The following is a 12,949-nucleotide window of genomic DNA, read 5'->3' as shown; positions in this document are numbered from 1 at the left end:
AAAGCATTTACTTGGGTTGCATCGTGATTACGGGTACAAGCATCTCTTCGAGCGATATGCCTCCGTGCTGGAACGTATTGCGATAGTATTGTACGTAGTAGTTGTAGTTATTCGGGTAGGCGAAGAAATCATCCTCTTTCGTGAAGATGAATTTGTCCGAGAGGTTGTTATGGGGCAGCCCTACACTTGCAGGATCTTTGATCTCGAATACTTCTTTCGGGTTGTAGTCGAGGTTCTTGCCTATTTTGTATCTGAGGTTGGTATTGGTACTTCTGTCTCCGACTACTTTGACGGGAGTCTTCACCTGAATAGTTCCATGGTCGGTGGTCAATACCACTTTATAACCCATTTCGGCAATACTGCGGAAGAGGTTGTAGGTGGTCGAATGCTTGAACCAGCTCTTCGTCAGCGAGCGATAGGCCGCTTCGTTGGATGCCAGCTCTCGGATCATCTTGCTGTCCGTACGGGCATGGGACATCATGTCCACGAAGTTCAGGACTATCACATTGAGCTGATTCTGCGACAGTGACCGGATTTGTCCCAGCAGCCGTTCGCCGAATTTGGTCTCATATACCTTATTGTAGGAGAAGCTGTAGTGCTTGCGGTAGCGTTCGATCAGCGTCCGGATCATAGGTTCTTCGTTCAGGTTCTTACCCTCTTCGCTCTCTTCGTCCACCCAGAGGTCGGGAAACATCTTTTCTATCTGCAACGGCATCAGGCCGGAGAAGATGGCATTGCGTGCATATTGGGTCGCTGTCGGCAGGATGGACAGGTACATATCTTCTTCGAAGGTGTAAAACTCGCTGAGCATGGATTTCACGCTTTCCCACTGATCCTGCCGAAAGTTGTCTATGAGGATGAAGAATACCTTTTCGCCATTGTCGAGTAGGGGGAATACCTTCTGTTTGAAAAGATCCGGACTCATCGTTGGACGTGTATCCGGCTTGGCGATCCATTCCCGATAGTTCTGTGTGACGAATCGGGCAAAGAGACGGTTGGCTTCCTGTTTCTGCATTTCGAGGAGTTCGCCCATCTGCCTGTCGGCTTGTTCCAGCTCTATCTCCCAGAATACGATCCGGCGGTACAGTTCTTTCCATTCTTCGAAGGAGAGCTTGCCGCTCATCTGCGCGCCAAGCTGAACGAACTCTTGCCGGTAGTTCATGTTCGTGGTTTCGCTGATGATACTGTGCTGCTGCAGGTTTTTCTTCAGCGACAGGAGGAGCTGATTCGGATTCACCGGTTTGATGAGGTAGTCCGCTATCTTGCCCCCGATGGCTTGTGTCATGATATGCTCCTCTTCGCTTTTCGTTATCATGACGACGGGTGTGTAGGGTTTTAGTTCTTTGATCTTCTGCAAAGCATCCAGTCCGCCGATGCCGGGCATATTCTCATCGAGAAATACGATGTCGAAGTCGTTATTTTGCAAGGCTTCTATGGCATCGTTGCCACTAAGTACGGGTGTTACCTGATATCCTTTCTGTTCGAGAAATAGAATGTGCGGTTTGAGCAGGTCGATCTCATCATCGGCCCATAGTACGGTATACGGTCTCATGTTTTTCTCCATAATTATGTTCTTCTCTATGTTAGTATAGGGTATAACGGAAGTGGCAGGTTTAATGTTGCAGGCGAATGATGACTTTCCCGCTGTTGTGTCTTATCGGCCGAAGAGATGTTCGTTTTTCCTCCAGGGAACAACGGTGCCGTGTGAGGTCTTCAGGAGTTCTTCGCCATTGTAAATAGCAAAGCACCGATCGGTCGGGACGCCGGACAGCTCCGCCCATTTGATCAAGCCTTTGAAATAATCGGACGAGTAGGTGGCTCCCGATTTGATCTCATAGGCGTATTGGTCCGATCCGAGGGTCTGTATCAGATCGATTTCATTTCCGGCTGTATCTCTCCAGAAAGTCAGATTGGGCTGCTCGCCCTTGTTGTAGGAATGTTTTACAAACTCATTGATCACAAGATTCTCGAACAAACCACCTCGCAGGAAATGAGTGGGAAGCTGCTCCACGGTTTGTATACCCAAGAGGGAACAAGCCAGCCCCGTATCGTAAAAGTATAGTTTCGGGGTCTTGACCAAACGTTTGGTGTAATTATTGTGATCGGGTTGGATGCGATAGGCTATATAACTTGCTTCCAGGAGCGATAGCCATGCCGAGGCAGTTGTCTGCGATATGCCACATTCGTTGGCCAATGATTGGAGGCTGAGCAACTGACTTATCCGACCGGCACAAAGCTTTAGGAAGAGAACGAATTTGCTCAGTTCGCCTATATTCCGAAGTTGTCTGACATCGCGTTCGACATAGGTCTGGATATAATACGGGTAATAATCCACGGGTGAGATGCCCTTGTCGTACAACCTCGGATATGCGCCACGGAAGATAGCTTCGTCTGTCGAATGGGGCAGGATATTGCCAGCACGCATCTCGTCTTGTGCAAAGGGTAGCAGTCGGAGGACAGCTGTGCGTCCGGCCAGTGTCTGTGTGATGTTTTCCATCAACAGGAAGTTGTGCGAGCCGGCCAGGAGATACATGCCTTCCCGGTTTTCCTTGTCCACATGAGACTGCAGATAGGAGAATAGCGTGGGCACGCGCTGCACTTCGTCGATGATCGTACGATCGGGGTAGGTGGATAGGAATCCACGGGGATCTTCTGTAGCGAACAGACGCATGTCTAGCTCTTCGAGCGAAACGTAGCGATAGTCTGAGAATACTGTCCTGAGAAGCGTGGATTTGCCCGACTGTCGGGGACCGGTAAGGGTTACGATCGGATACTTCCGGCTCATGTCCGAAAGCTTATCGGTTATCGTTCGTGGGATCATCGTTTTCTTGTTTTCGCGAAGCTAAAAATAAACGTACAGTTTTGCAAGGCTTCAATCGTGAAAGTAGTCGTACAGCTCTTCGTAGTAGTCCTCGTAGTCATTGAGCGGTTCGCGCTCATCGTCCTGATCCGCTTTTTTCTCGCCTTTATACGGTATGGGGGAGGGGGTGTCGGGAAATCGGCCTGTGTCGCGATAGATGATCATACGATTGTCGTAGTCGTAGTTGAGGATGTCCGTTACAGGACGATTGGGATCGTAGTTGAGCCAATACTGCTCTTTGGCCGTTTTCGTTCCGCTGTCCGCTTCTTTGCTGCCACTACACAGACGAAAGAGGAGGAAGCAGTTGAAAAGGAAAACGATTGCCCCCCAGATCATTCGCTTACGGTTCGGCCTCTTTTCCCCCTCCGGCTGTCTCCGCCTTTGCTGCTTTCCTTGGGCCATTATCTTCCTAATCTATTGATTCGCCGTTCTGTGATGTGGCTTCCGGCAGGACGTAGACTTTGTGCGAGCGGAGTCCGCGCGTCGCCAATTTGCCTTCTTGTACCCAGCGGTTCAGTTCCCTTGTGGCACTATGTTTGAGCAGACCGGAGAGTACGCTGTACTCGGCTATCCGGATGTATCCTCTATGGCGGATATGTCCTACAGCCAAGCGATAGCGTTCTTCCTCCTCCGCTTTGGGGCGGGATTGGCCGAAGCTCGGACCGCGCTTCACACTCATGCTGCGCATTCGTCGTTTGGCTTGCGGTGTGGAGCGGAAATTGATGTCCACGGCTTGGACGGAACCGGATCGGATTTCCTTTTTGTCACTTACGGCACGGGACTTCACTTTGGCCGAAAACGTGCCGATATTGCCCAGCCGGAAGCTATAGCCCGAAGCCAGATATTTGAATATCAATTCCTCCATGGCTGTCATCAGTCCCATGATGTCGCCGGCACTGAAGGACGACCTGTCCGAGATGTCCCGGCAAAGGTCCTCAGTGGTGCACTGCTGTCGGATGATAGCTTGGGCAAATAGCCGTTCCTCCGCCTCTTCGGATTCATTTTGGTCGGGACGTCGTGGCATCTTGCGGAAATTATACAGGATCGACATAAGCGAGATAGGGTAGGGTGGTTCCGTTTTCGATACAGGCTTGTCAGCATCTGTCTGTCCTCAGCACCCCGGAGCAGTGCCGATTTTTGCACTGACCTAAGGGCGAAACATAAGAAAAACAGAGCTTTGAGTCCTGTTGATTAAGATACAAAGATAATACTTATTGCCGGAATCTATATGGCAATTCTTTAGAATCTCACGGGAAGTTTTATAGAATCACAAATGTGTTTCTTGTAACTCTCTTTTCTTATTCCTACAAAAAGCAGGCAGGTAATACCATATTGCTTCGTGAAGAAAAGATTGATTCGAACTGCTTTTATGCTTGGCGACAGCCCGGATAGCCACAAGTATTCGGCGAGAACGGACGGACTGCGCACCGAGTCAGCCTTTATGGATCGAAAAAACTGCGTAGGGAAACTCCCTTGTCTCCCCTTCTGCGTATATTTGCAGGGCAATCAGCACACAGTCATCGACCCATGTATTTTCGCGACGTTGCCGGACTTGAAGACCTGAAAACCTATCTGAGGCGAACAGCTCAGACGGGGCAGATAGCCCATGCCCAGCTCTTCGCCGGAGAAGAAGGCGGAGGGGCTTTCCCTCTGGCTCTGGCCTACGCACGCTATCTCAACTGTCAGACGCCGACCGATACGGATGCTTGTGGCCATTGCCCATCGTGTCTGAAATACGATGCACTGGCACACCCCGACCTGTTTTTCGTCTATCCTGTTGTAAATGCCTCCTCTTCGCCTACACCGAGCGATGACTACATCCGTCAGTGGCGCGAGATGCTCGGATCGGAAACGTATTTTACCCCTGCCGACTGGCTCGAATACATCAAGGCCGGCAACAGCCAACCTATCATCTACAGCAAGGAAGCCGAAGCCGTGGAGCAGAAACTCAGCTTCCGCATCTATGAAGCTGCGTATCGTGTAGTGATGATTTGGCAACCGGAGCGGATGAACGAAGCCATGGCAAACAAACTGCTGAAGCTGATAGAGGAGCCACCCGAGCATACGCTTTTCTTTATGATCAGCAGCGAGGCGGACAAGGTGTTGGGTACGATCAGGAGCCGTACGCAGCTGATCAATGTGCGCCTGCTGCACGAAATCGAAATAGTGGAGGCCCTGTCTCGTAACAATAAGGGAAATACGGCCGACATCATCCGCATAGCGCATTTGGCAGAGGGCAACTATCGGCAAGCCATGGATCTCTATCGGGGCGAATGGGCGGATCGCGACAACTTTGTGCTTATGGGGCGAATGATGGGTAGTATCATCAAGGGGGATCCCTCCAAGATGCGTCCCGTGGCAGATGAGTTGGCCGCTCTCGGACGCGTCAGTCAGATCGGGTTCCTTACTTATTGTTTGCGACTCTTTCGTGAGCTGTATATAAGCAGAGTAGGCGTTGCAAAGCTGAACTATATCTCTCCCGAGGAGGAGTCCTTCGCCAATATGCTCAGCGGAGGCATTACGGGACAGAATATCCGTCCGGTGATGGAGGAGGTGGAGCTGGCTATCCGCCATATTCGTCAGAACGGAAGCGGTCGGATGATTTTTTTCGACCTCCTCCTCCGCCTTACAGCCGCTCTCACTCCTGCCCTTCGTGCCAAAGGCCTCAAATAAGCAACCCTGCCTTCCCTTCATCATACGACCTGTGCACAGGCGGGGTACGCCCTGATCGTATCACCTTTTCAGTGTATTTTTTGTCGCTTTTTCACATCCGCTCGAGGCTCTTATTGCTTTTTTCGGATATTATTTCTACATTGCGGGCAAAGATGATTGGCACCGCTTCCTGAGGTCTGTACAGCCTCTCGAAGCGGCGATTCTAATCCGGATTGTTAAAAACACTAATAACAACGACTTCACCATGAAAGTGTACAAGACAAATGAGGTGAAAAACATCTCCATTTTGGGTAGCTCCGGCGCCGGAAAAACCACCCTTGCAGAAGCGATGCTCTTCGAGGGTGGAGTGATAAAACGTAGAGGAAGCATAGATGCAGGCAATACGGTCTGCGACTATTTCCCCGTAGAGAAGGAGTATGGATATTCTGTATTCTCTACGGTTTTCTCTGTAGAGTGGCAGGATAAAAAGCTGAATTTCATCGACTGCCCGGGAGCGGACGACTTTATCGGCGGTACCGTCTCGGCTCTGAACGTCACGGACTGTGCCCTCGTAGTCGTGAATGCGCAGTATGGCGTGGAAGTAGGGCTTATCAATCAATTCCGTTATGTGGAGCAGTTGCACAAGCCCGCCATCTTCATCATCAACCAGTTGGATCAGGACAAGGCCGACTTCGACTCTGCTGTATCACAGCTTCGGGAGCGATATGGCTCCAAGATCGTGCCCGTACAGTATCCCGTAAATGCGGGAGCAGGGTTCAATGCCGTGGTCGATGTGCTGAAGATGAAAATGTATCGCTGGAAACCTGAAGGAGGTGCGCCCGAGGTGCTGGAGATTCCGGCCGAGGAGCAAGACAAAGCGAAAGAAATGCACCAGGCTTTGGTAGAGGCTGCGGCCGAAAACGATGAGAGCCTGATGGAAAAATTCTTCGATCAGGGAAGTCTCTCTGAAGAGGAGATGCGCGATGGTATCCGTGCCGGTCTGATCTTGCAGGGTATGTACCCTGTGTTCTGCGTCAGTGCGGAGAAGGATATGTGCGTGCGCCGTACGCTGGAGTTCCTCGGCAACGTGGTTCCCGGTGTAAACAAGTTGCCGGCTCCTGTGGCAGTGAGCGGAGAGGAAGTGAAGCCCGATGCTTCGGCTCCCCTTTGCGTCCATTTCTTCAAGACTACGATAGAACCGCATATTGGTGAAGTATCATATTTCAAAGTAATGAGCGGTACCCTCACCGAGGGTGTAGACCTGCTCAATGCTGACCGAGGCTCCAAGGAGCGCATCAGTCAGATATTCGTGCCGGCCGGACAGCAACGCATCAAGGTGGATCAGATGTGTGCCGGCGATATAGGAGCTACCGTGAAGCTCAAAGAGGTACGCCGTGGCAATACGCTGAACGAAAAGGGCGTGGAGCATCGTTTCGATCTGGTCAAATTCCCCGAACCCAAGTACCGTCGTGCCATCAAGGCTGCCAACGAATCCGATACGGAAAAGATGAATGCAGCTCTGAATGAGATGCGCGAAGAGGATCCGACATGGATCGTGGAGCAGAGCAAAGAGCTGCGTCAGACCATCGTCAGCGGACAGGGGGAATTCCACCTGCGTACACTCAAATGGCGATTGGAACACAACGAAAAGATCGAGATAGAATATATAGAGCCTCGTATCCCCTATCGCGAGACCATTACGAAGGCTGCTCGTGCGGACTATCGTCACAAAAAGCAGTCGGGCGGTGCCGGCCAGTTCGGCGAGGTACACCTGATCGTGGAGCCGTACAGCGACGACAAACCGCTGCCTGAATCGTTCAAATTCGGTGGACAGGAATTCCGCATCACTCCGCGCGATACGCAGGTAGTGGAATTGGAATGGGGCGGTAAGCTCGTCTTCGTCAATAGCGTAGTGGGTGGTGCCATCGATACGCGCTTCATGCCTGCCATCCTGAAAGGTATCATGTCGCGCATGGAGCAGGGCCCGCTGACCGGTTCGTATGCCCGCGACGTTCGCGTAGTGGTCTACGATGGTAAGATGCACCCGGTGGACAGCAACGAAGTATCGTTTATGCTGGCCGGTCGGAATGCTTTCAGCACGGCTTTCAAAGAAGCCGGCCCGAAGATTCTGGAGCCTGTCTATGATGTGGAAGTATCGGTTCCTGCCGATTATCTGGGCGATGTCATGAGCGATATGCAGGGACGTCGTGCCATCATCATGGGTATGAACAGCCGCAAGGGGTATGAGCAGCTTTTGGCGAAAGTGCCTCTGAAAGAGCTTTCCAACTATTCCACTTCGCTCAGCTCCATCACCGGCGGACGTGCATCCTTCACGATGAAGTTTGCCTCCTATGAATTGGTTCCTGCCGATGTACAGGAGCGTCTGCTGAAAGAATACGAAGAGCAGACCAAGGACGAAGCATAGTCTCTGCACTTCGATCTATTACCAACCAAATCAAAGAGGCTGCGCCGACCATTGGCACAGCCTCTTTCTTTCTCATGTTGTAAGGCTTGGGAAAAGCAGTTTTTCTCCGATTGGGAAATTCGAGGATTGCTTTCGTTTCGTCTCTACCTTTACCACGCAAAAGCTCTTCGCCTTTCGTCAAGATTTTCCGGCTTTAGGAGCAATCTTTTTCGTTAAGAATGGCGTTTTTTGCTTTTGCCTTTGCGAGACTGCGCGGATGGAGATGTATGGCGATCGTTGCGAGAGGGAGTAGGGCGGTCGAATAGCTTGGCAATGAGATCCGGTCGTCCGATTCGGTGTAGCTCGCGACGGATCTTGTCGGCTTCTTCCCGTTTGTACCAAAAGAAAAACATGTGCTGGCGCATCTTTTCTTCTTTCTTGATGGCTGTATATACGGGTTGGAGCGTATAGGGATGGTAGCCGGTGTAGTACATTTCCGTCGCTAATGTCATAGGTGTGGGAGTGAAGTCCTGTATCTGCTCCAGCTTGAAGTCGAGCTTTTTTGTCAGTATAGCCAGTTCGGCCATATCCTCTTCGGTGCAACCCGGGTGGCTGGATATAAAATAGGGGATGAGCTGCTGACGCAGCCCGTGCGCTTCGTTGATATGTTGGAAACGTTTGGTGAATTCGGCAAACTGCCGGAAAGGGGGCTTGCGCATCAGGTTGAGGACGCGATCCGAACTGTGTTCGGGAGCTACTTTCAGGCGTCCCGATACATGCTTTACGATGAGGTCTTCCGTATATTCGTCCGCAGCTTTCTTCAGAGCCTTGTCTTTATAATCATGAAGGAGGAGATCCATTCTTACACCACTGCCGATAAAGCTCTTCTTGATCTTGGGATTCTTATCGATCCTTCTCAATAAATCCAGCAGGGGACGGTGATCCGCATTCAGATTGGGACACACATCCGGATGAATGCAGCTCGGCTTTTTGCAGCGTTTGCAGATCGAGAGGTCATAGCCCTGCATCTTGTACATATTGGCCGAAGGGCCTCCGACATCGCTCAGATACCCCTTGAAATCCTCCATTTCAGTGATCTCTTTCACTTCGCGGAGTACGGATGCTTCGCTGCGCGAGGCTATAAATTTTCCTTGATGGGCCGAAATGGTACAGAAGGCACAACCACCGAAACAGCCACGATGAACATTGACCGAGTGCTTGATCATCTCATAGGCCGAAATAATCTTCCCCTTATAACGGGGATGAGGCAGGCGCGTGTAGGGTAGGTCGAATGACTGATCTATTTGTGCCGTACTCATGGGAGGGAAAGGGGGATTGACCACGATGGTAGAACCTCCGACGGCCTGAAGTATGCGGTCTGCTTCGTAGCGATTGCTCTGTATCTCTATCTCCCGGAAGTTTTGTGCCTGCTTGCGCTTGTCCGACAAACATTCTTCATGGGAAAAGAGGTGCCGATCGTTTTCGCAGGGCGCAGGTGTCTTTCCTTTCGGGACAAGATAGGCTATCTGCCGAATGTTCTTCAAACTATCGAACGGTTCGCCGGCTATCAATCGCTGTGCTATCTCGTGCAAAGGAAGTTCTCCCATGCCGTAGATCAGGAGGTCGGCTCCTGATTGGTAGAGTATACCGGGGAGCAATTTGTCCTGCCAATAGTCGTAATGCGTCAGCCGGCGGAGGGAAGCCTCGATCCCTCCGACAATGACCGGTACATCCGGAAATAGCTCTTTCAGGATGCGAGTGTAAACGATGGTCGGGTAGTCGGGACGCATATCCGAACGTCTGTCCGGTGTGTAAGCGTCTTCGCTGCGAAGACGGCGATTGGCTGTGTATTTATTCACCATCGAATCCATCGCTCCGGCCGAAACTCCGAAAAACAAGCGAGGACGCCCCAGTTTGCGGAAGTCTCGAAGATCGTCGCGCCAGTTCGGTTGGGGAACGATAGCCACACGAAGCCCTTCGGCTTCTAAAATCCTTCCGACTACGGCAGCACCGAAGGACGGGTGATCCACATAGGCATCTCCGCTAAAGAGAATGACATCTGCTTCATCCCATCCTCTGGCCTCCATTTCTTTTTTGGAGGTGGGTAACCAATCTGTCAGGGTATGATGCTTTGCCATTGGAAGCAGTCGGTGATAGCAGCCTTATCGAGCTGAGGCTTTTCCCGGAAAAGACCGAACAGTGCTGATCCGGAACCGGACATTGCAGCGTACACAGCCCCCGACCGATAGAGCATTTCTTTTAGTTCGGCAAGTCGAGGTTGTGCAGGGAAAAGGCTTTCTTCGAAATCATTCACCAATTTCCCCCTCCATTCTTCTACGGGCATGTGAACAATCTCATCCGGCATTGTCTCTCGTTTTCCTACATGCTTGAGCCCTTTGTATGCGGCTGCTGTGCTGATATGGATGGGTGGTTTTACTATAGCGATATGGAGACCGGACAGAGAGAAACCGGGCAGTGGCGTAAAGACTTGGCCGAGGTCAGTGGCCAATACCGGCCGATTTCCTATGAAAAAAGGACAATCGGCACCGATCGTCAGTGCTATTGCCGCCAACTCTTCATTATCGATCGGCAGAGAGAAATAGTCCCTTACGAGCTTGAGCATGAAAGACGCATCCGAAGAGCCTCCCCCCAAGCCCGCTCCTGATGGAATGTGCTTGATAAGCTCGATAGTCAGTGGGGGAAAATCGAATTTTTGGCGAAGAGCCATGACCGCTTTCATGACCAAATTGTCCTCCGCTACGGCGTCGATAGGAACGCCATGGACGGAAAGGCAGTCGCATGTATCCTCTCGTGCTTCGATTTCCAAGGCATCGGTCAGCGGGATCGGATAGAAGACTGTCTCGATATTGTGGTACCCGTCCGCTCGCTTGGCTACAACCTGCAAGCCGAGGTTGATTTTGGCATTGGGAAAAACGATCATGGCTCGACTATTTGAAATCGATTATTCGTCATGCAAAGGCATAACGCAGGATGAAAAGAACAGCCAGAATGTAAAGAGGCAGGGATATGCTACGGTATTGTCCGGACAAGAGTTTGACAAAGACGAATGCCAGCATTCCCAAGGCCATTCCTTCAGCGATAGAGTAGGTGAGTACCATTGTCAGCAGTGTGATGAAGACAGGGAAAGTCTCGGACAAGTCGGACAAGTCGATCATCGAAATGGATCCGAGCATAAATACTCCTACCATCACAAGAGCACCGGTCGTGGCTGCCCCCGGGACAAGGAGAAACAGGGGCGACAGAAAAAGTGCCAACAGGAAAAGGCTACCCGTAACTAATGCCGTCAAACCCGTCCGCCCTCCTTCGGCAATGCCCGATCCGCTCTCCACATAGGTAGTTACCGTGGAGGTGCCTAATATGGCACCGAGGCTTGTACCGATGGCATCGGCCATCATGGCCTGCTTGATATTCTTGACATTGCCTTTTTCGTCCATCATTTCGGTCTTGGCAGCTGCTCCGATCAGTGTGCCGATCGTATTGAAAATATCCATGAATACGAGAGCGAATATCGTCATAGCCATATCGAACGAAAGGAGAGGGGCGAAATCCATTTGCAGGAAAGTGGGGCTCAGGCTCTGCGGAGAGGAGATAGGGGCAAATCCTTCGGGAATGGCCGTCACTCCCAACGGAATACCGACGATCGTACAAATGGCGATACTGTAGAACAAAGCTCCTCGCACCTTACGAACGACCAGAGCTGCGCTGAGGATGATACCGAGGACGGCCAGCAGGAATATCGGAGTGAAAGGTCCGAGAGCGACCAGTGTAGCCGAATGGGCTACGATAATACCGGCGTTCTTCAGTCCGATGAAAGCGATAAACATGCCGATACCTGCCGAGATGGCATAGCGCAGATTATAGGGAATACAATTGACGATCTTCTCGCGTATATTGAATGCCGTCAGCAGGATGAAGACGATCCCCTCCACAAAGACGGCGGCCAGTGCAGTCTGCCAAGAATAGCCCATGCCTTGAACCAAAGTGAAAGCGAAGAACGCGTTGATCCCCATGCTCGGAGCTTGAGCGAAGGGCAGCTTGGCCAAGAACGCAATCAGCAGCGTAGCCACAGCCGAAGAAAGTGCCGTGGCTGTGAATACGGCACCTTTGTCCATCCCGGCTGCGGCAAGAATATCGGGGTTCACTGCCAAGATGTAGCTCATGGTCAGGAAAGTGGTCACCCCTGCAATAAACTCCGTTCGGACGGAGTTTTTCTCGGGATTGAACCCGAGAATGGATTGCCATGTTTTCATCTTTTACTGAAGTGTTCCGTTCAGTTGAAAGTCCATTTCACGGCAAGGGTAGGGATGCAGGCGAATTTGTCCATGCGAGCGAAATTCCTGCTGATTTCCATCTCTGTTCCTATGCTGAGGTTGAAATCCTTGTCAATGCCTTTGATGCGATTGAGGTTGAGCCAGAACTGCGGTTCGGACAGGAATACGAACTTATCTCCTTCTTTGAGGACAGGGCCTCCGATCAGTTCCCTTTGGGGGAAGCCCCAGAGATCGAGGAAGCCGTTGAAGGTAAGCAGACCATCCAGAAAGTGCATATACCAAGTGCCGGTGATCTGATAGGTATGGAAGTCGTGCGCACCCAGATGCTTGTACATGGGTGTGATCGTAAATCCACGTGTAAAGGAGGGATTGTTGTAAGTGTAGGTGGCACCGATCAGTGCATCGTGTCCGAAAGTAAAGCTTGAGGAGAGGCCTCCGTTATACTCCAAATGAATGGAGACGGGAGCTTGCCAAAACTTCAGTTCGCGCGAAATCTCCCAATAGGCCGACTGGATACCCTTGCCCGTGTAATCCATGTCAATGAAGAAGAAGGTGCTTCCCCATTTGTCGGGTGTGAAGTTTTCCACTGTGGTAGTCAGTTTAGGACGTCCATCCAGTTCGTCGTAGATGGAATGACCGAAATCGTAGTGCAACTGTACGTTTTGCGCGTTGGCACACAGGCCGAGGAGCAAGGCAGCTCCGGAAAGAATAGCTTTTTTCATTATTAGTGGATTATGAATG

10 protein-coding genes are annotated in these 12,949 nt (G+C 51.2%); 2 read left to right on the top strand and 8 right to left on the bottom strand.

From position 1 onward, the window contains the following. Nucleotides 1–7 precede the first annotated feature (7 nt). The 4 genes from HQ50_RS04530 to HQ50_RS04515 all read right to left on the bottom strand — a co-directional run bounded on the left by HQ50_RS04530 (nucleotide 8) and on the right by HQ50_RS04515 (nucleotide 3,911). Nucleotides 8–1,564, bottom strand: coding sequence for a PglZ domain-containing protein (locus HQ50_RS04530; protein WP_039428536.1), 1,557 nt, complete (start codon nucleotides 1,562–1,564; stop codon nucleotides 8–10). Nucleotides 1,565–1,654: 90 nt separating this feature from the next. Further along, nucleotides 1,655–2,821 carry an ATP-binding protein gene (locus HQ50_RS04525; protein ID WP_039428533.1) on the bottom strand — a complete coding sequence of 389 codons (1,167 nt, stop codon included), beginning with the start codon at nucleotides 2,819–2,821 and terminating at the stop codon, nucleotides 1,655–1,657. A 51-nt stretch (nucleotides 2,822–2,872) separates the two neighbouring features. After that, nucleotides 2,873–3,262 (bottom strand): hypothetical protein, encoded by a 390-nt coding sequence (locus HQ50_RS04520; protein ID WP_039417902.1) that lies wholly within the window; start codon nucleotides 3,260–3,262, stop codon nucleotides 2,873–2,875. 7 nt (nucleotides 3,263–3,269) lie between these two features. Further along, nucleotides 3,270–3,911 (bottom strand): HU family DNA-binding protein, encoded by a 642-nt coding sequence (locus HQ50_RS04515; protein ID WP_039428531.1) that lies wholly within the window; start codon nucleotides 3,909–3,911, stop codon nucleotides 3,270–3,272. Nucleotides 3,912–4,387: 476 nt separating this feature from the next. Here HQ50_RS04515 and holB point away from each other — a divergent pair, with 476 nt between their 5' ends. After that, the gene (gene holB / locus HQ50_RS04510; RefSeq protein WP_039428529.1) at nucleotides 4,388–5,533 is read left to right on the top strand and encodes a DNA polymerase III subunit delta'; all 1,146 of its coding nucleotides are present in this window, start codon (nucleotides 4,388–4,390) and stop codon (nucleotides 5,531–5,533) included. Nucleotides 5,534–5,777: 244 nt separating this feature from the next. Next, a complete protein-coding gene (locus HQ50_RS04505; protein ID WP_039428527.1) occupies nucleotides 5,778–7,937 on the top strand; it encodes a translation factor GTPase family protein in 2,160 nt (719 codons plus the stop codon). A 212-nt stretch (nucleotides 7,938–8,149) separates the two neighbouring features. Here the strand turns inward: HQ50_RS04505 and HQ50_RS04500 are convergent, their stop codons facing one another. From HQ50_RS04500 to HQ50_RS04485, 4 genes are read right to left on the bottom strand one after another with little or no spacing between them, the layout of a single operon-like run. Continuing rightward, nucleotides 8,150–10,054 carry a YgiQ family radical SAM protein gene (locus tag HQ50_RS04500; protein ID WP_018964592.1) on the bottom strand — a complete coding sequence of 635 codons (1,905 nt, stop codon included), beginning with the start codon at nucleotides 10,052–10,054 and terminating at the stop codon, nucleotides 8,150–8,152. Further along, on the bottom strand, nucleotides 10,033–10,857 hold the full coding sequence (gene ispE / locus HQ50_RS04495; protein ID WP_039428524.1) for a 4-(cytidine 5'-diphospho)-2-C-methyl-D-erythritol kinase: 825 nt from the start codon (nucleotides 10,855–10,857) through the stop codon (nucleotides 10,033–10,035). The genes HQ50_RS04500 and ispE overlap by 22 nt, the downstream gene beginning before the upstream one ends. Before the next feature lie 28 nt (nucleotides 10,858–10,885). Continuing rightward, nucleotides 10,886–12,187 carry an NCS2 family permease gene (locus tag HQ50_RS04490; RefSeq protein WP_039428520.1) on the bottom strand — a complete coding sequence of 434 codons (1,302 nt, stop codon included), beginning with the start codon at nucleotides 12,185–12,187 and terminating at the stop codon, nucleotides 10,886–10,888. A 20-nt stretch (nucleotides 12,188–12,207) separates the two neighbouring features. After that, entirely contained in the window at nucleotides 12,208–12,930 is a 723-nt protein-coding gene (locus tag HQ50_RS04485; RefSeq protein WP_039428518.1) for a DUF5020 family protein, read from the bottom strand. Between the last annotated feature and the right edge of the window lie 19 nt (nucleotides 12,931–12,949).

This window comes from Porphyromonas sp. COT-052 OH4946 (assembly GCF_000765965.1).
Classification (GTDB): Bacteria; Bacteroidota; Bacteroidia; order Bacteroidales; family Porphyromonadaceae; genus Porphyromonas; species Porphyromonas gulae.
Note: the sequence above shows the minus strand (reverse complement) of the source record. Positions and strands in the feature narration are given on the sequence as shown.

Bases quoted from the DNA above. Each gene is read 5' to 3' on its own strand.
- HQ50_RS04530 (WP_039428536.1), bottom strand. From the start codon at position 1,564: ATGGAGAAAAACATGAGACCGTATACCGTACTATGGGCCGATGATGAG.
- HQ50_RS04525 (WP_039428533.1), bottom strand. From the start codon at position 2,821: ATGATCCCACGAACGATAACCGATAAGCTTTCGGACATGAGCCGGAAG.
- HQ50_RS04520 (WP_039417902.1), bottom strand. From the start codon at position 3,262: ATGGCCCAAGGAAAGCAGCAAAGGCGGAGACAGCCGGAGGGGGAAAAG.
- HQ50_RS04515 (WP_039428531.1), bottom strand. From the start codon at position 3,911: ATGTCGATCCTGTATAATTTCCGCAAGATGCCACGACGTCCCGACCAA.
- holB (WP_039428529.1), top strand. From the start codon at position 4,388: ATGTATTTTCGCGACGTTGCCGGACTTGAAGACCTGAAAACCTATCTG.
- HQ50_RS04505 (WP_039428527.1), top strand. From the start codon at position 5,778: ATGAAAGTGTACAAGACAAATGAGGTGAAAAACATCTCCATTTTGGGT.
- HQ50_RS04500 (WP_018964592.1), bottom strand. From the start codon at position 10,054: ATGGCAAAGCATCATACCCTGACAGATTGGTTACCCACCTCCAAAAAA.
- ispE (WP_039428524.1), bottom strand. From the start codon at position 10,857: ATGATCGTTTTTCCCAATGCCAAAATCAACCTCGGCTTGCAGGTTGTA.
- HQ50_RS04490 (WP_039428520.1), bottom strand. From the start codon at position 12,187: ATGAAAACATGGCAATCCATTCTCGGGTTCAATCCCGAGAAAAACTCC.
- HQ50_RS04485 (WP_039428518.1), bottom strand. From the start codon at position 12,930: ATGAAAAAAGCTATTCTTTCCGGAGCTGCCTTGCTCCTCGGCCTGTGT.